Source organism: Streptomyces sp. NBC_01622 (genome assembly GCF_045209635.1).
In the GTDB taxonomy this organism is placed as follows: domain Bacteria; phylum Actinomycetota; class Actinomycetes; order Streptomycetales; family Streptomycetaceae; genus Streptomyces.
The window spans coordinates 9,138,590-9,156,392 of sequence record NZ_CP109293.1 but is presented as its reverse complement, the minus strand read 5'-3'; the positions used below and the strand labels follow the sequence as shown (position 1 = coordinate 9,156,392).

Below are 17,803 nucleotides of genomic sequence, written 5' to 3'. Positions count from 1 at the left end.
GTGATCAGCGGGCGTAGTACTCGACGACGAGCTGCTCGTCGCAGATCACCGGGATCTCCTTGCGGTTCGGCTCGCGGTCCAGGCGGAAGGCCAGGGCGGCGAGGTTCACCTGGAGGTAGCGCGGGGTCTCGCCGTCGGGGGCGAAGCCACCGGCGCGGGAGACCTCGAACAGGGTCTTGCTGCGGCTGCGCTCGCGGACCATGACGACGTCGTCGGGCTTGACGCGGAAGGACGGCTTGTCGACCTTGCCACCGTTGACCTCGATGTGGCCGTGGACGACCATCTGGCGGGCCTGGTAGATCGTGCGGGCGATGCCCGAACGCAGGACCAGCGCGTCGAGACGACGCTCCAGCTCGATGATCAGGGCCTCACCGGTCTTGCCCTGGACCTTGGAGGCACGCTCGTAGGCGCGGACGAGCTGGCGCTCGGACACGTCGTACTGCGCGCGCAGACGCTGCTTCTCCAGCAGACGGACCTTGTAGTCCGAGTTCTGCTTGCGGCCACGACCGTGCTCACCCGGCGGGTAGGGACGGGCCTCGAAGTACTTGACGGCCTTCGGGGTCAGCGCGATGCCGAGGGCACGCGACTTCTTGACCTTGGGGCGGGACTGATTCGCCACTGCTTATCCTTTTCGTTTCGGCTGCCTCAGGGTTAGGGGAGGTCGCATCCGCAGCCGGGGAATCCCGACGGGTCCACGAGGGACTTGTCAGGCAGCCGTTCCCTGGTCTGGGCACATGTGCAGCACACGAACGGCCCACCGACCGGTCCCGGATCCCCGGGTGGTGGTGGGCTGCCCGCGACACCTACGACGGTGCGCGACGCTCCTGGATCAGAAAGATCCGGCTGATTGTCCCGCCTGAGGCGCCGACCGGAGTCGGACACGGGACACAGCACTGCGCAGGATTCTACAGGCTGTTCAGGACCGCTTACGACCAAGGTGTTTTCTGGTCCACTCCACGGCGTCCGCGTACCGCGCCTCCGCGCCGTGCCGGGTGGGCTCGTAGTACACGCGGTCCTTCAGCTCCTCCGGGGCGTACTGCTGCTCGGCGATCCCCTCGGGCAGGTCGTGCGGGTAGACGTACCCCTGGGCGTGCCCCAGCTTGGCCGCACCCTTGTAGTGCCCGTCCCGCAGATGCGTCGGCACCGGGCCCGCGTGCCCCTTGCGTACGTCCTCCATGGCGGCGCCGATCGCCGTGGTCGCCGCGTTGGACTTGGGGGCCAGGGCGAGAGCGATGGTGGCGTGGCTGAGGGTGAGCGCGGCCTCCGGGAAGCCGATCATGGCTACGGCCTGGGCGGCGGCGACCGCTATGGGCAGCGCGTTGGGATCGGCGAGGCCGATGTCTTCGCTGGCGGAGATCATCAGGCGGCGGGCGATGAAGCGGGGGTCCTCTCCGGCCTCGATCATGCGGGCGAGGTAGTGCAGGGCCGCGTCGACGTCGGAGCCGCGGATGGACTTGATGAGGGCGCTGGCCACGTCGTAGTGCTGGTCGCCGTCGCGGTCGTACTTCACGGCGGCCCGGTCGACCGTCTCCTCCAGCGTCTGGAGGGTGATGTCCGGCTCGCCCTTGTCGAGGGCGGCCCCGGCGGCGGCCTCAAAGGCGGTCAGCGCGCGGCGGGCGTCGCCGCCGGCGATGCGCAGCAGGTGGTTCTCGCTGTCCTCGGGGAGGGTGACCGCGTCCTTGAGACCGCGCTCGTCGGACAGGGCGCGGCGCAGCAGGGCGCGCAGGTCGTCGTCCGTGAGGGGTTCGAGGGTGAGGAGCAGGGAGCGGGACAGGAGCGGGGAGATCACCGAGAAGTACGGGTTCTCCGTGGTCGCCGCGATCAGGGTCACCCAGCGGTTCTCGACGGCCGGGAGGAGGGAGTCCTGCTGGGCCTTGCTGAAGCGGTGGATCTCGTCGAGGAAGAGGACGGTCTCCTTGCCGAAGCCACCGGTCGCGCGCCGGGCCCCGTCGATGACCGCGCGGACCTCCTTGACCCCCGCAGTGATCGCGGACAGCTCCACGAACCGCTTGTTGGTGGCCTTGGAGACGACGTAGGCGAGGGTCGTCTTCCCGGTGCCGGGCGGCCCCCAGAGAATCACCGAGGACGGTCCGGCCGGGCCGCCCGCGCCCTCGCCGACCAGTCGGCGCAGGGGTGAGCCCGGCTTCAGCAGGTGCTGCTGGCCCACGACCTCGTCGAGGGTGCGCGGGCGCATCCGTACCGCCAGGGGACTGCTGGACGGGTCCTTCTCCTGGCGTTCTTCGGCTGCGGCGGTGAAAAGGTCGGGCTCCACGTCCAAAACCCTATGTCACCGCACTGACAATCCAGTCGGGGCGGGATTACGCCCAGAGCTGGGTGCCCCAGCGGGTCAGGATCAGCATGGCGATGATGCCGACGTGGGTGACCGGGAGGACCCAGGTGAACTCGCCCAGGAAGTTCTTCACCGGGCGCGGGACATTCAGGAAGTCGTTGCGCATGTTGAACGACGTGACGTACCAGAACATGGTGATCGTGGCGACCCAGGCCAGCGAGCACCACAGGCACAGCGCGTTGATCCGGTACAGCGACTGGAACTGGAGCCAGGTGCAGAAGCCCACTCCGAAGAGCGTGCCGAAGTTGAAGGTCAGCCAGTACCAGCGCGGGAACTTCACCCGGGTCAGCAGGCTGATGCCGACGCAGATGACGATGCCGTAGGCGACCAGCCCGAGCATCGGGTTCGGGAAGCCGAAGGCCGCGGCCTGCTTGCTCTCCATGACGCTGCCACAGGACACGATCGGGTTGATGCTGCAGCTCGGGGTGAACGTCTTGCCCGCGAGCTTGCCCTCGAGGATCTTGAACTTGTCGATCGTGATGACCCACGCGGCGAGCAGACCGGCCGCACCGGTGATCACCAGCAGCACGGCGAAGGCCCGGCTGCTGCCGACCGTGCGCGGCTCCTCTGCCGTGTGCTCCGGCTCGGAGTCGGTGGAGACGTCCTTCACTGTCGTCTTGCTCATCACGCCGATCCGTCACTTGAGAGTTGGACCATCTTCGGGCAGGGCCATTGTGCCGCACGCACCGGCCTGTCCACCGTTCGGTGGACATAAGGAAGTACGTACGGTCGTCCCTGAGCGCTCGATTCCGGACGATGCTCATGGCATGACAACACAGGCGAACGAACTCGCAGTGGATGTGCGGGGGCTGCGCAAGCAGTACGGGGACGTGGCCGCCGTGGACGGAATCGACCTGGAGATCCGCACGGGAGAGGTGTTCGGCCTGCTCGGGCCCAATGGCGCGGGCAAGAGCACCACGGTGGAGATCCTCCAGGGCAACCGGGGCCGGGACGCGGGCGAGGTCCTGGTACTCGGGTCGGACCCGGCGACGGGCACACGCGCGTGGCGTTCGCGGGTCGGCATCGTCTGGCAGGACGAATCGGCACCCGCGGAGTTGACGGTCGGCGAGACCGTACGGCACTTCGCCCGCTACTACCCGCGTCCGCGCGACCCCGAGGAGGTCATCGGCCTGGTGGGCCTGGAGGCCAAGGTGGACAGCCGCATCAAGGCGCTGTCGGGCGGACAGCGCCGGCGGCTGGACGTGGCCCTCGGAGTGATCGGCGATCCGGAACTCCTGCTCCTGGACGAGCCGACAACCGGTTTCGACCCGGCGGCCCGGCGCCAGTTCTGGGACCTGATCCGCAAGCTCGCCGGCGAGGGCACCACCATCCTCCTCACCACCCACTACCTAGAGGAGGCGGAGAACCTCGCCGACCGCCTCGCCATCGTCGCCAAGGGCCGTGTGGTCGCCGAGGGCGAACCGGCCGCCCTGCGCGAGCGCCACGGCACTGGAGCCACCGTCGAGTGGACCGAGCCCGACGGCACCCCGCGCGCGGAGCACACCGACACTCCCACCAAGGCAGTAGCCGAGCTCATGCACCGGTTCGACGGCGAGATCCCCGGCCTGCTGGTGACCCGCCCCACCCTGGAGGACGTCTACCTCCGCCTGACCGGACAGGAGGACGTGCGATGACCACGACAGCTGTGCGGGCCCGGCCCCGGACCGCCGAGGAACGGCTGCCCGGCGCCTGGGGGCTCGGGCTGCGGCGCGGGGCGCTGGAACTCAAACAGTTCTTCCGCCAGCGCGACCAGGTCGTCTTCACCTTCGCCTTCCCGGTCGTCTTCCTCTTCCTCTTCGCGTCGATCTTCAAGGACGACGTCCGGGGCGCGGGCGTCACCGCCTCCCAGCTCTATGTCCCGGCCATGATGGCCGCCGGCATCATGTCGACGAGTTTCCAGTCCCTCGGCATCTCGATCGCGATCGAACGCGACGAGAAGGTGCTGCGCAGGCTGCGCGGAACCCCGATGCCGCCGGCCGCGTACTTCCTCGGCAAGATCTGGCTGGTTCTGGTCACGGGCCTGCTGGAGACGGCGATCCTGCTGGTTGTCGGGACCAGTTTCTACGGCGTGGACCTGCCCTCGTCCGCCACCAAGTGGCTGGACTTCGGGTGGATCTTCGTGCTCGGTCTGACGGCGTGCGCGCTGCTCGGCATAGCGGTCAGCTCGGTGCCCAAGTCCGGCAAGAGCGCGACCTCCGTGGTCGTACTGCCCTTCCTGGTCCTGCAGTTCATCTCCGGGGTGTACATCTCGATCGACACCATCCCGGACTGGATGCTCAACATCGGTGCCCTGTTCCCGCTGAAGTGGATGTGCCAGGGGCTGCGCGGGGTGTTCCTGCCCTCGTCGGCGCAGGTGCTGGAGCAGGCCGGGAGCTGGGAGTTCGGGAAGATCGCGCTGGTGCTCGGGGCATGGTGCGTCGGAGGATTGCTGCTGTGCCTGCTGACCTTCCGGTGGAAGAACCGGCGCGACGGATGACCGTTCCCGCCCCGGCGAAGGGCTCGTACACCTGGGACCGGTCGTTCCGGATCTGGGACACGTACTTCGCCCTGATCTGGCTGGCCACCCTGGTGTTCGTGCTCGGCACGGACAAGCCGGGGTGGCCGGTGCGCGCGGTGGCGGCCGGGCTGCTCGCCCCGCTGGTTCCGCTGTACGTCTGGTTCGGGCGCCCTGTCCTGCGGGGCGATCCGCCCGACGAGCGGCGGGCCGTCTCCTACCTCGCGGCGCAGATGGCACTGTTCCTGCCGTCGGCGGTGCTGGTCGGCGAGACCCGGCTGATGGCCTTCGCCCTCGTCCCGCCCTGCTTCATGATGCTGCGGCTGCGCTGGGCGCTGATCGCGGTGACCGTGATCAACATCGCGCCGGTGATCGGCTGGGCGCTGCTGTGGTGGCCCGGCGCCCACGACGTGTTCTTCAACTCGGTGTTCGCCGTGGTCACCCTGGTCTTCTCGATGGCCCTGGGCACCTGGATCATCCAGGTCATCGAACAGAGCCAGGAGCGCGCCGAGTTGATCGCCGAGCTGGACGCGAGCCGTCACGAGGTCTCCCGGCTGTCGTCGGCGCACGGCGCGCTGGCCGAACGCGAGCGCATGGCCCGCGAGATCCACGACACCCTCGCCCAGGGCTTTACCAGCCTGCTGATGCTGGTCCAGGCGGTGGAGGCCGAGCTGGACGAGGACCTCCCCCAAGCCCGCCGCCACCTCGCGCTGATGGACGAGACCGCCCGGCAGAACCTCGCCGAGGCCCGCGCCCTGGTCGCCGGCGGCACCCCGGCCGACCTCGCCGACGCCTCACTGCCGGACGCCCTGCGCCGGCTCGCCGCGCGCCATGACGCGGTCCTGGAGGTGACCGGCTCCGTGCGCACCCTGCCCGCAGGACCCGAGGTGGTCGCGCTGCGTTCCTGCCAGGAGGCCCTTGCCAACGCCCGCAAGCACGCGGGGAGTTCGGCGACGGTGAGCCTCACACTGGCGTACACCGACGATCAACTCACCGTGTCGGTGCGGGACGACGGGTGCGGCTTCGATCCGGCCGCGGTGTCCGGCGGCTACGGCTTGGCGGGGCTTCGCACCCGGGCCGCGGAGGTGGGCGGCACGGCGCTGGTGCGCAGCGCGCGGGGCGGCGGCACGACGGTGACCGTCCGGCTGCCGGTATCCCCCGCATCACCCTTGAGGAGTCCCCGATGATCCGGATCGTGCTGGCCGACGACCATCCCGTCGTACGGGAGGGGCTGCGGGCGATGCTCAGTGCCGAACCGGATCTCGACGTGATCGCCGACGCCTCCAGCGGGCCGCAGGCCGAGGCGCTGGCGGCCGAACTCCGGCCCGACATCGTGCTGATGGACCTGCGGATGCCGGGCGGCGGAGGTGTCGACTCCATCGTGCGGATGAGCGAGGCCGGGCTGCCGTGCCGGGTGATCGTCCTCACTACGTACGAGACGGACCGGGACATCCTGCGCGCGGTGGAGGCGGGGGCGGCGGGCTATCTGCTGAAGGACCTGCCTCGGGGTGAGCTTGCCGACGCGGTACGGGCCGCTGCGCGGGGCGAGACCGTGTTGGCGCCTTCGGTGGCCGCGCGGTTGGTGGACCAGTTGCGGACGAAGCCGGAGCGGCCGCGGTTGTCGGAGCGGGAGACGGCGGTGTTGCGGTTGGTGGCGGAGGGGTGCACGAACGCGGAGATCGGGCGGCGGTTGTACATCGGGGAGTCGACGGTGAAGACCCATCTCCTGCGCGTGTTCGGCAAGTTGGGGGTCGACGACCGGACGGCGGCGGTGACGAGTGCGATGCGGTACGGGTTGCTGGACTAGCGGTTCTTCGCCCCCGCCGCCCCTACCCGTCCCGTGCCTGGGGCTCCGCCCCAGACCCCGCTCCTCAAACGCCGGAGGGGCTGAGTTGATGCTGGCCCAGGCTTGATCTTTCAGCCCGTCCGGCGTTTGAGGACGAGGCCGTTCAGGCCGAAGCGGGGGTCTGGGGGCACAGCCCCCAGGCACGGGACGGGTAGGGGCGGCGGGGGCGAAGAACCCGGTCCTCAGCCGAGCTTCGACTCCAGCTCCGCCACGATCTCGTTCACCGCGACCGCCGACTGTTCGCCGGACTCCATGTCCTTGAGCTGTACGACGCCCTCGGCGAGGTCGCGTTCGCCGGCGACGATCGCGTAGCGGGCGCCGCTGCGGTTGGCGTTCTTCATGGCGCCCTTGAGGCCCTTGGAGCCGTAGGAGAAGTCGGCCGCGATGCCCAGCTTGCGGAGTTCGGTGACCTTGGCGAAGAGGACGCGGCGGGCCTCCTCGCCCAGCGGGACCGCGAACACGCTGGTGGACGCGGGGAGTTCGAGTTCGACGCCCTCCGCCTCCAGGGCCAGGACCGTGCGGTCGACGCCCAACGCCCAGCCCACGGAGGGCAGTGCGGGGCCGCCGATCATCTCGGAGAGACCGTCGTAGCGACCGCCGCCGCCCACCGCGGACTGGGAGCCCAGACCGTCGTGGACGAACTCGAAGGTGGTGCGGGTGTAGTAGTCCAGGCCCCGGACCAGCTTCGGGTCGTCCTCGAAGGCGACGCCCGCGGCCGTGATCAGTTCGCGGACCTCCTCGTGGTACGCCTTGCACGCGTCGCACAGGTAGTCGCGCAGCAGCGGGGCGTCCGTCAACTGCTTCTGGACGTCCGGGCGTTTGTCGTCGAGGACCCGGAGCGGGTTGATGTCCGCGCGGCGGAGCGTCTCCTCGTCGAGATCCAGGCCGCGCAGGAAGTCCTGGAGCGCGGCCCGGTAGACCGGACGGCACTCCTTGTCGCCCAGGCTGTTGAGGAGGATGCGGAAGTTCCTGAGGCCCAGGGAGCGGTACGACTGGTCCGCCAGGATGATCAACTCGGCGTCCAGCGCCGGGTCCTCGGCACCGATCGCCTCGGCGCCGACCTGGGAGAAGTGGCGGTAACGGCCCTTCTGGGGGCGCTCGTAGCGGTAGTAGGAGCCCGAGTACCAGAGCTTGACCGGGAGGTTGCCCAGCTTGTGCAGGTTGGCCTCAAGTGCCGCGCGCAGCACGGAGGCCGTGCCCTCGGGACGCAGGGCGAGCTGGTCGCCGCCCTTGGTCTCGAAGGCGTACATCTCCTTGGTCACGATGTCGGTCGACTCACCGACACCGCGCGCGAAGAGCTCGACGTTCTCGAAGCCGGGCGTCTCGATGTAGCCGTAGCCGGAGTTGCGCAGCGGGGCGGCGATCGCCTCGCGCACGGCGAGGTACTTGGCCGACTCCGGCGGGATCAGGTCGTACGTGCCTTTGGGGGCCTGAAAGGTGCTCACGAAAGTCTCTCGTCACATTCCTCGTCGGGGAGCGTCCGAGCTCCCGAGGCCGGCGGCCACTTCCCGCAGATACGGGTTGGTGGCGCGCTCCTGGCCGATGGTCGTCTGGGGGCCGTGGCCGGACAGCACCACGGTCGAGTCGTCGAGCGGCAGGCACACGCGGGCCAGCGAGTCGAGGATCTCGGCGTGGGAGCCGCCGGGCAGGTCGGTGCGTCCGATGGAGCCGGCGAAGAGCAGATCCCCGGAGAAGAGCACGGAGGGGATCTCCGGGTTCTCGGGCATCCGGAAGGTCACCGACCCCTTCGTATGGCCCGGCGCGTGCGCGACCGAGAACTCCAGTCCCGCCAGCTCCAGCCGTGCGCCGTCGGTCAGTTCCTTGACCTCGTCGGGCTCCCCCACGGTCAGCTCGCCCATCAGCGGCATCCCGATCGAGCGGCCGAGCGCCTTCTCGGGGTCGCTCATCATGAAGCGGTCCTCGGGGTGGATCCAGGCCGGCACGTCGTGCGCGCCGCACACCGGGACGACCGAGGCCACATGGTCGATGTGGCCATGGGTGAGGACGACCGCGACGGGCTTGAGCCGATGCTTCCTGAGCGCTTCCTCGACTCCCTGGGCGGCCTGATGGCCCGGGTCGATGATCACGCACTCCTCACCGGCGGCGGGGGCGACGAGATAACAGTTCGTCCCCCAGGCCCCGGCGGGGAACCCGGCAATGAGCACGATCGTCCTTCGTTGTGTCGATACGGGAGGGGATAAGGATCCCTGCCTCAGTGGTCAGAGCCTACCGGCGCTGCCGAATCCTCAGCGAACCCATATACGGTACGGGGCACACGCAGGCGGTCGGCTCACAAGACGCACGCGTCCCAGTCGACGTACGAGACGCATGAGGAGAGAATCCGGTGGTCACCCAGGAACAGCGGAAGCGGCAGCTCGCGCGGGAGAAGTTCTTGCGGCAGCAGCAGCGGCGCACGGCCGCTCGGCGCAAGGCGCGTGCGCGCAACTCGGTGATCGCGTCGGTGCTCGGCGTGATCGTGATCGGCAGTGTGGCGCTGTACACGACCGGGGTCATGAAGGACGACGACAAGTCCAACGCGAGCGCGGACGTGACGCCAAGCGCCTCGGCGACGAGCAAGGCGCCGGACCCGTGCGCGAAGCCGGCGGCCGGCAAGATCAAGACGGCGACCTGGAAGAAGGAGCCGGCGGTCACGATCGACAAGTCGGCGAAGTACACGATGAAGCTGGCGACGACCTGCGGTGACATCGACGTCGCGCTGAAGACGTCGGCCGCGCCGCACACCGTGAACTCGTTCAACTACCTTGCGGGCAAGGGCTTCTTCGACCACACGAAGTGCCACCGGCTCGTCACCAGCGGCATCTACGTGCTGCAGTGCGGCGACCCGACGGGCACGGGCAGCGGCGGCCCCGGCTACACGATCCCGGACGAGAACCTGAAGGACACGAGCCTCAAGGGCGGGACCTACCCGGCGGGCACGGTGGCGATGGCGAACACCTACGACGCCTCCACGGGCAAGGGTCGCAACACCGGCGGCAGCCAGTTCTTCCTCGTCTACCAGGACAGCCAGCTCCCGGCCAACTACACCCCGTTCGGTACCATCTCGGCCTCCGGGATGACGGTCCTGAAGAAGATCGCCGCAGCTGGGGCGCAGGCCGCCGACCCCACGACGGGGAACACCGCTCCGAACGCGACCGTCGTGATCAACAAGGCGACCGTGACAAAATCCTGACCGTCAGCAGCGAATTTTCGGTCGCGCGGGATGCGGACAGGCAACCCGCCGGTCGCCTATGTTGGCCGTGACGAAACTGTGGACGATGCCCGGGGGCACAGAGGCCCTGTGCAGGCATCATGTGGAGGAGGCGCTGTGAGCAGCGACCCGTGGGGACGCGTCGACGAGACGGGGACCGTGTACGTGCGTACGGCCGACGGCGAGCAGGTCGTCGGTTCCTGGCAGGCCGGCTCCCCTGACGAGGCGCTGGCCTACTTCGAACGCAAGTATGAGGGCCTGGTTGTCGAGATCGGCCTCCTCGAAAAGCGCGTGAAGACGACCGACCTGTCGGCGAAGGACGCGCAGGCCGCCGTCGACCATCTGCGCGAGCAGGTCGACGCCCACCACGCGGTCGGCGACCTCGCCGCGCTGCGGGTCCGGCTCGACAAGCTCGTGGAGACCGTCGAGGCGCGCCGCGAGGAGCGCAAGCAGCAGCGCGCCAAGCAGTCCGACGAGGCCCGGCACGCCAAGGAGGCGCTGGTCGTCGAGGCGGAGGAGCTGGCGCAGTCCGACCAGTGGCGGGCCGCCGGCGAGCGGTTGCGCGCCCTGGTGGACACCTGGAAGGGTCTGCCGCGTCTGGACCGCAAGTCGGACGACGAGCTGTGGCACCGCTTCTCGCACGCCCGGTCGGCCTTCTCCAAGCGCCGCAAGGCGCACTTCGCGTCGCTGGACGCGCAGCGCGAGGAGGCCCGCAAGACCAAGGAGAAGCTGGTCGCCGAGGCCGAGGGTCTGTCGGCCTCGACGGACTGGGGTCCCACGGCCGCGCGGTACCGCGAGCTGATGTCCGACTGGAAGGCGGCGGGCCGCGCCCAGCGCGAGCACGAGGACGATCTGTGGAACCGCTTCCGCGGCGCCCAGGACGTCTTCTTCGCCGCCCGCAGCTCGGTCTTCGCCGAGCGGGACGCGGAGCAGACGGAGAACCTGAAGCTCAAGGAGGAGCTCGCCGAGGAGGCCGAGAAGCTGCTGCCGATCGGCGACCTCAAGGCGGCCCGCGCGGCCTTCCGCTCGATCAACGAGCGCTGGGAGGCCATCGGCCATGTGCCGCGTGACTCCCGCCCCAAGGTCGAGGGCCGGATGCACGCGGTCGAGCGGGCCCTTCAGGAGTCCGAGGAGACCGAGTGGCGCCGGACGAACCCGGAGGCACGCGCGCGTGCCGAGGGTCTGACCGGCCAGCTCCAGGCCGCGGTGGACAAGCTCAGGGGCCAGATCGAGCAGGCGCGCGCCCAGGGCAACAACTCCCGTGCCGACAAGCTGGAGCGCGAGCTGGAAGGCCGCCAGGCCCTGCTGGACCAGGCGCTGAAGGGCCTCCAGGAGTTCGGCGGCTGACACGTCGCAGGCATGAGGAAGGGGCTCCCGTACATCGCGTACGGGAGCCCCTTCCTTTTGTGCCTTACGACTTGTTGCGCGCCGATTGTGCCTTACGACTTGTTGCGCGCCGACGTCACGCGGTAGACGTCGTAGACGCCCTCCACTCCCCTGACCGCCTTCAGGACGTGGCCCAGGTGCTTGGGGTCGCCCATCTCGAAGGTGAAGCGGGAGGTGGCGACGCGGTCGCGGGAGGTCTGGACGGCCGCGGAGAGGATGTTGACGTGCTGGTCGGACAGGACGCGGGTGACGTCCGAGAGGAGCCGGGAGCGGTCCAGGGCCTCCACCTGGATGGCGACCAGGAAGACCGAGGACTGCGTGGGCGCCCACTCGACCTCGAGGATGCGCTCGGGTTCGCGGGACAGTGACTCCACGTTGACGCAGTCGCTGCGGTGAACCGATACGCCGCTACCCCGTGTGACGAAACCGATGATGGGGTCGCCGGGGACGGGCGTACAGCAGCGGGCCAGTTTGACCCACACGTCGTCGACGCCCTTGACGACGACACCCGGGTCGGCGTTCGACCGGCGCTTGCGGCCCCGGCCGGTCGTCGGCGGCACGCTCTCGTCGATCTCCTCGGTGGCCGCCTCCTCGCCGCCGAGCGCCTGCACCAGCTTCTGTACGACGTTCTGCGCGGCGACATGGCCCTCGCCGATCGCCGCGTACAGCGAGGAGATGTCCGGGTAGCGCATCTCGTGCGCGAGCGTGACCAGGGAGTCGCCGGTCAGGATGCGCTGGATCGGCAGGTTCTGTTTGCGCATCGCGCGGGCGATGGCGTCCTTGCCCTGCTCGATCGCCTCGTCGCGGCGCTCCTTGGAGAACCACGCTCTGATCTTGTTGCGGGCACGCGGCGATTTGACGAAGCCGAGCCAGTCGCGGGAGGGGCCCGCGCCGGGTGCCTTGGAGGTGAAGACCTCCACCAAGTCGCCGTTGTCCAGGGTGGATTCGAGCGGTACGAGGCGGCCGTTGACCCGTGCTCCTATGGTCCGGTGGCCGACCTCGGTGTGCACCGCGTAGGAGAAGTCCACCGGGGTGGAGCCCGCCGGCAGCGCTATCACGTCGCCCTTCGGCGTGAAGACGAAGACCTCGTTGCGGGACAGGTCGAAGCGCAGGGACTCCAGGAACTCCCCGGGGTCCTCGGTCTCCTTCTGCCAGTCGAGCAACTGGCGCAGCCACGCCATGTCGTTGAGGTGGTCGTCCTTGCCGGTGGTCCGCGGCTGGTCCGAGCGCACCTTGGAGGCGCCGGCGACGGCCTCCTGCTTGTACTTCCAGTGCGCGGCGATGCCGTACTCGGCGCGGCGGTGCATGTCGAAGGTGCGGATCTGGAGCTCAACGGGCTTGCCGTTGGGGCCGATCACGGTCGTGTGCAGCGACTGGTACATGTTGAACTTGGGCATCGCGATGTAGTCCTTGAACCGGCCGGGGACCGGGTTCCATCGCGCGTGCACGGTGCCGAGGGCCGCGTAGCAGTCGCGGACGGTGTCCACGAGGACGCGGATGCCCACCAGGTCGTAGATCTCCGCGAAGTCGCGACCGCGGACGATCATCTTCTGGTAGACGCTGTAGTAGTGCTTCGGGCGGCCGGTGACGGTGGCCTTGATGCGGGCGGCGCGCAGGTCGGTCTGGACCTCGTCGGTCACTATGGCCAGGTACTCGTCACGCTTCGGTGCCCGCTCGGCCACCAAACGGACGATCTCGTCGTACATCTTGGGGTAGAGGATCGCGAAGGCGAGGTCCTCCAGTTCCCACTTGATGGTGTTCATGCCCAGCCGGTGGGCGAGCGGCGCGTAGATCTCCAGGGTCTCGCGTGCCTTCTTCTCCTGCTTCTCGCGCTTGAGGTAGCGCATGGTGCGCATGTTGTGCAGGCGGTCGGCGAGCTTGATGACCAGGACGCGCGGGTCCTTGGCCATGGCGACGACCATCTTGCGCACGGTCTCGGCCTGCGCGGCCTCGCCGAACTTGACCTTGTCGAGCTTGGTGACGCCGTCGACGAGGAGGGCGACGGAGTCGCCGAAGTCGCGGCGGAGCTGGTCGAGGCCGTACTCGGTGTCCTCGACGGTGTCGTGCAGCAGGCCGGCCATCAACGTCGCCGGGTCCATGCCCAGTTCGGCGAGGATCGTGGTGACGGCGAGCGGGTGCGTGATGTACGGGTCGCCGCTCTTGCGCTTCTGGCCGCGGTGCCAGCGCTCGGCGACCTGGTAGGCGCTCTCGACCTGGCGGAGGGTGGCCGTCTCGATCTTCGGGTCGTTGCTGCGCACTATCCGCAGCAGGGGCTCCAGGACCGGGTTGTACGGGTTCGAGCGCTGCACACCGAGGCGGGCCAGGCGGGCGCGGACGCGGTTGGAGGAGCCGCCGCCGGTGCGGGCGGGCTGACCGGCCGTGGGCCGGGGCGCGGGGGCCGGCGCCGGGCGCTCGGGCTGGTCGGGCTTGGGGCGCGGAGGCTCGGCCGCCTTGTCGGCGGGCGCCGTCTGGGCGTGCTCCGCCGTCCCGCGCGGCTCGCTGGGCGCGGTCGTCGCGCCGGGCGCGGGCTGTGCCGCGGGGCCCGGGGTGGGCTCGGGCTTGGCGGCGGTCAGGGGCTGGGCCTCGTCTGCCAAGAGGACTCCTCGTGCGCGATCCGGGTCCCCCGGTCAGGCTCCGGAGTGCCCATGGTAGCGATCCCGGGCTCGGGGATCGCCTTCAGGCCGATGTGAGGGCCGTCTACCGGTGAAACACGAGGGACTGCCGCCGGCATTCCGGGAGGCAGCTCTACGGTGTCCCAGGGTTGTTCTGTGGGCTTGCACGAGGTTGCGCGGATGGGGCCGTGAGGTCTGAGGTCCGTCGGCGAGTGCGGCCTCGCCGTGACTGATCGCGCCCACGCGGTGGTAGCCGCACATCGATACGGCCCCGCGCCCCTTGGGACGCGGCACCAAGGCCCGTGACATGCGCAACGGCCGTCCCCGTGGCAGAGGGACGGCCGTTGCGTCACGCGTTCACGTCAGACTACGAGCAGTGCCTGCAGCGGCGCCCCGCCCAGTGCCGGTTCCAGGCGGGCGCGGCCCCCGAGGAAACCCAGCTCCATCAGGACCGCGAGGCCGGCGACCTGCGCGCCCGCCCTGCGGATCAGCTGCAGGGAGGCCTCGGCGGTACCGCCGGTGGCCAGGACGTCGTCGACGACCAGGACGCGGTCTCCCGCGTTCAGGTCCTCGGCGTGCACCTCGATCTCGGCGGAGCCGTACTCCAGGTCGTACGCCTGGCTGAGGGTGGCTCCGGGGAGCTTGCCCGCCTTGCGCACGGGGATGAAGCCGACGCCCGCGCGGACGGCCACCGGGGCGCCGAGGATGAAGCCACGTGCCTCCAGTCCGACGACCTTGGTGGCGCCGGTGGTCACGACGATCTCGGCGAGCGCGTCCGTGAGGGCCGTGAACGCGGCCGGGTCCGCCAGGAGCGGGGTGATGTCCTTGAACATCACGCCCGGCTCCGGGTAGTCGGCCACATCGCGGATACGGCTGAGCAGCAGCTCCTGGACGTCGGTCATCGGCGCTTCCCCGAGGGGCGGCCACGGCCGCGGTTGCGGGACGCCGGCTGCGTGCGCGGTCCTACGACCGCTGCGGCGTCCTCGTCCTCGTAGTCGTCGTCCGCCTGGTCGGTGACCTCGGGCTCGACCGGCTCGCCCTGCGCGGCGGCCTGGGCCCGCTTGGCGAGGACGCGCTTCCTGAGCGCCTTCATCTGCGGCTCGGCCTCCTTGAGGTCGGCGACGAGCGGCGTGGCGATGAAGATCGACGAGTACGCACCGGCCGCGAGACCGACGAACAGCGACAGCGAGATGTCGTTGAGGACACCCGCGCCGAGGAAACCGCCGCCGATGAACAGCAGGGCCGCGACCGGCAGCAGCGCGACGACCGTGGTGTTGATGGAACGCACCAGGGTGCCGTTGATCGAGCGGTTCGCGATGTCGCTGTAGGTCCAGCGGGTCTGCTTGGTGATGTCCTTGGTCTGCTCCTTGAGGCTGTCGAAGACGACGACCGTGTCGTAGAGCGAGTAACCGAGGATCGTCAGCAGACCGATCACCGTGCCGGGCGTGACCTCGAAGCCGACGAGGGCGTAGATGCCGATGGTGATGGTGATGTCGTGGATCAGGGCGACGAGCGCGGCCAGGGCCATGCGCCACTCGAAGGCGATCGCCAGATAGATCACGACCAGCACCATGAAGATCGCCAGGCCCTCCCAGGCCTTGTTGGCGATCTGGTCGCCCCAGCTGGGGCCGACCAGGTCCGCGGCGATGCTCTCGGAGCTGATGTTCAGGTCCTTCGACAGCTGCTTCTTGATGCTGTCGGACTTGTCGGTGTCGATACCGGCGATCTGGATGCGCAGGCTGCCGTCACCGAGCTTCTGGACGACCGCGTCGTGGCCGGAGGCGTCCACCGCGTACTTCTCCGCCTGGCTCACCGAGGCGCTCATGTGCTTCGGCGTGGTGAAGGCGGCGCCGCCCTGGAACTCGATGCCCATGTTCAGGCCGCGCACCGTCAGACCGAGGATGGCCGTGATGGTGATCAGGATCGAGATGCCGTACCAGATCTTGCGATTGCCGACGAAGTCGTACCCGACCTCGCCACGGTGCAGTCGGGCGCCGATGCTGCCGATTTTCGACATCTCACGCCTCCTTCGGGTCGACGGGGGCGGAGGGACGGCGGGTGCGGCGCAGTGGCGGCTTGGCGCCGAGTGCCTTCGGGTCGAGGCCGGAGTACTTGTGGCCGTTCGCGAAGAACTTCCGGCGGGCGAGGATCGTCATCAGCGGCTTGGTGAAGAGGAAGACCACGACGACGTCGAGCACGGTGGTCAGACCGAGCGTGAACGCGAAGCCCTGGACCTTGCCGACGGTGACGATGAACAGCACCGCGGCGGCGAGGAACGACACGAAGTCGGAGACCAGGATGGTGCGCCGGGCACGGGGCCAGGCCCGCTCGACGGAGGGACGCAGCGAGCGGCCCTCGCGGATCTCGTCCCGGATGCGTTCGAAGAACACGATGAACGAGTCCGCGGTGATACCGATCGCGACGATCGCACCGCAGACGGCCGGCAGGTTCAGCGCGAAGCCGATACCCGGGCCGAGCAGCGCCATGATCACGTACGTGAGGATCGCGGAGACCAGCAGCGAGGGGATCGCGATGACCGACAGGCCGCGGTAGAAGATCAGCAGGTAGATGACGACCAGCGCGAGGCCGATCGCGCCCGCGATCAGACCGGCGTGCAGCTGCTCACCGCCGAGCGCCGCGGTCACCGTGGTGACGCTGTCCGTCTTGAAGGTCAGCGGCAGGGCGCCGTACGACAGCATGTTGGCGAGGCTCTGGGCCTCCTCCTGGGTGAAGCTGCCGGAGATCTCCGCGCTGCCGCCGGTGATCGACGAGCTGACGGAGGGGCTGGAGACGACCTGGCCGTCGAGGACGATGCCGAACTCGTTCTGCGGGGCGGTGTTCTTCGCCAGCTCACCGGTGACCTTGGCGAACTTGTCGCCGCCCTTGCCCGTGAAGTCCATGGTGACCTGCCAGCCGGCGGCGGTCGTCGTGTTGTAGACGGCCGAGGCCTTCTTGACGTCCGTGCCGTCGACGGCGGCGGGGCCGAGCAGGTACTTGTACCAGATCCCGGAGACCTTGCCGCAGGCCACGGTCGCGTCGGTGGCCTTGGCGCCCCTGCCCGCGGTGTTCTGGACCGACTTCTTGGAGCAGTCCAGCGCGGTGTACTGGGCCTCCAGCTTGGCCGCCGCTTCGCTGGCGGCGCTGCTGCTGGACGCCGACGGGCTGGCGCTGGCCGAGGCCGAGGCGCTGGCGGACGGGGTGGAGTCGGCCTTCAGCGCGTCGCTTGCGGCACGCCCCTGCGAGGTGGCGGAGGCCGACGGTGTCGCGGAGCCGGTCTTGGTCGAGGAGGCCGTCGTCTTGGGGCTGGCCGAGCTCGACGGGCTGCCGGACGCGCTCGGGGACGGGCTCGTCGTCGCGGCGCCCGTGGAGGGATCCGTGGTCAGGACCGGGCGGAAGTACAGCTTGGCCGTGGTACCGACCTGCTGCCGTGCCTGCTCCGAGTTCGTGCCCTTGGGGATGTTGACGATGATGTTCCTGGTGCCCTGCGTCTGGACCTCGGCCTCCGAGACACCAAGACCATTGACACGGCGGTTCATGATGTCGACCGCGGTGTCCATGTTGGCCTTGTTGATCGCGGATTCCTGGCCCTTCTCCGGAACGGCCCGGAGAGTGATGCTCGTACCGCCGGCCAGGTCGATGCCGAGACGCGGAGTGGTGTGCCCGGATGCGAACATGCCACCGGTGAGCGCCACGATGGCGATCAGGATGAGGGCCAGCGAGCGCCCTGGCTTGCTCTGGGCGCTCGCGCTACGGCCCCTCTTAGGTGCTGCCACCTTCTCGTACTCCCTCTCGGGCCGCTCCGCGCCGGGTCAGCGCGCCTGCGGCCATGACATGGTGTCGGGATCCCGTGCGAGCGACGCACGTACCCGGGGTGCGCGGGGCGCTAGCGGATCGCGCCGCGCTCCCG

The 17,803-nt window shown here is 69.4% G+C and carries 15 protein-coding genes; 6 read left to right on the top strand and 9 right to left on the bottom strand.

Annotated features, from left to right (window positions below; translation table 11 throughout):
* Positions 1-4: 4 nt before the first annotated feature.
* The 3 genes from rpsD to OH768_RS42470 all read right to left on the bottom strand — a co-directional run bounded on the left by rpsD (position 5) and on the right by OH768_RS42470 (position 2,975).
* The gene (gene rpsD, locus OH768_RS42480; RefSeq protein WP_406461836.1) at positions 5-619 is read right to left on the bottom strand and encodes a 30S ribosomal protein S4; all 615 of its coding nucleotides are present in this window, start codon (positions 617-619) and stop codon (positions 5-7) included.
* A gap of 297 nt (positions 620-916) precedes the next feature.
* The gene (locus OH768_RS42475) at positions 917-2,272 is read right to left on the bottom strand and encodes a replication-associated recombination protein A (protein ID WP_406461835.1); all 1,356 of its coding nucleotides are present in this window, start codon (positions 2,270-2,272) and stop codon (positions 917-919) included.
* Between the two features lie 46 nt (positions 2,273-2,318).
* The gene (locus OH768_RS42470; RefSeq protein ID WP_406461834.1) at positions 2,319-2,975 is read right to left on the bottom strand and encodes a vitamin K epoxide reductase family protein; all 657 of its coding nucleotides are present in this window, start codon (positions 2,973-2,975) and stop codon (positions 2,319-2,321) included.
* A gap of 142 nt (positions 2,976-3,117) precedes the next feature.
* On the opposite strand from OH768_RS42470, the gene OH768_RS42465 reads away from it, so the two are divergent.
* The 4 genes from OH768_RS42465 to OH768_RS42450 are packed head-to-tail and all read left to right on the top strand — an operon-like array spanning position 3,118 to position 6,651.
* On the top strand, positions 3,118-3,984 hold the full coding sequence (locus tag OH768_RS42465; protein ID WP_406461833.1) for an ABC transporter ATP-binding protein: 867 nt from the start codon (positions 3,118-3,120) through the stop codon (positions 3,982-3,984).
* Complete coding sequence (locus OH768_RS42460; RefSeq protein WP_406461832.1) at positions 3,981-4,826, top strand: ABC transporter permease; 846 nt, start codon at positions 3,981-3,983, stop codon at positions 4,824-4,826. Before OH768_RS42465 ends, OH768_RS42460 begins: the two co-directional genes overlap by 4 nt.
* The gene (locus OH768_RS42455; protein ID WP_406461830.1) at positions 4,823-6,031 is read left to right on the top strand and encodes a sensor histidine kinase; all 1,209 of its coding nucleotides are present in this window, start codon (positions 4,823-4,825) and stop codon (positions 6,029-6,031) included. Before OH768_RS42460 ends, OH768_RS42455 begins: the two co-directional genes overlap by 4 nt.
* Positions 6,028-6,651: a response regulator gene (locus tag OH768_RS42450; protein ID WP_406461828.1), complete on the top strand. Its 624-nt coding sequence runs from the start codon at positions 6,028-6,030 to the stop codon at positions 6,649-6,651. The genes OH768_RS42455 and OH768_RS42450 overlap by 4 nt, the downstream gene beginning before the upstream one ends.
* 221 nt (positions 6,652-6,872) lie before the next feature.
* Here the strand turns inward: OH768_RS42450 and hisS are convergent, their stop codons facing one another.
* Both hisS and OH768_RS42440 read right to left on the bottom strand, forming a co-directional pair.
* Positions 6,873-8,135 (bottom strand): histidine--tRNA ligase, encoded by a 1,263-nt coding sequence (gene hisS / locus OH768_RS42445; RefSeq protein WP_406461826.1) that lies wholly within the window; start codon positions 8,133-8,135, stop codon positions 6,873-6,875.
* Positions 8,136-8,147: 12 nt separating this feature from the next.
* Complete coding sequence (locus tag OH768_RS42440) at positions 8,148-8,855, bottom strand: MBL fold metallo-hydrolase (protein ID WP_406461825.1); 708 nt, start codon at positions 8,853-8,855, stop codon at positions 8,148-8,150.
* Between the two features lie 179 nt (positions 8,856-9,034).
* Between OH768_RS42440 and OH768_RS42435 the strand changes: the two genes are divergently transcribed.
* Positions 9,035-9,880 carry a peptidylprolyl isomerase gene (locus tag OH768_RS42435; RefSeq protein WP_406461824.1) on the top strand — a complete coding sequence of 282 codons (846 nt, stop codon included), beginning with the start codon at positions 9,035-9,037 and terminating at the stop codon, positions 9,878-9,880.
* Positions 9,881-10,015: 135 nt separating this feature from the next.
* Positions 10,016-11,245: a DUF349 domain-containing protein gene (locus OH768_RS42430; protein ID WP_019066371.1), complete on the top strand. Its 1,230-nt coding sequence runs from the start codon at positions 10,016-10,018 to the stop codon at positions 11,243-11,245.
* Positions 11,246-11,337: 92 nt separating this feature from the next.
* On the opposite strand, the gene OH768_RS42425 is transcribed toward OH768_RS42430, so the two are convergent.
* The 4 genes from OH768_RS42425 to secD form a co-directional block, all read right to left on the bottom strand.
* Positions 11,338-13,878: a RelA/SpoT family protein gene (locus tag OH768_RS42425; protein ID WP_406461823.1), complete on the bottom strand. Its 2,541-nt coding sequence runs from the start codon at positions 13,876-13,878 to the stop codon at positions 11,338-11,340.
* A 380-nt stretch (positions 13,879-14,258) separates the two neighbouring features.
* A complete protein-coding gene (locus tag OH768_RS42420; protein ID WP_406461821.1) occupies positions 14,259-14,798 on the bottom strand; it encodes an adenine phosphoribosyltransferase in 540 nt (179 codons plus the stop codon).
* Complete coding sequence (gene secF / locus OH768_RS42415) at positions 14,795-15,913, bottom strand: protein translocase subunit SecF (protein WP_406461819.1); 1,119 nt, start codon at positions 15,911-15,913, stop codon at positions 14,795-14,797. The genes OH768_RS42420 and secF overlap by 4 nt, the downstream gene beginning before the upstream one ends.
* Before the next feature lies 1 nt (position 15,914).
* A complete protein-coding gene (gene secD / locus OH768_RS42410; protein WP_406461818.1) occupies positions 15,915-17,669 on the bottom strand; it encodes a protein translocase subunit SecD in 1,755 nt (584 codons plus the stop codon).
* Positions 17,670-17,803 lie beyond the last annotated feature (134 nt).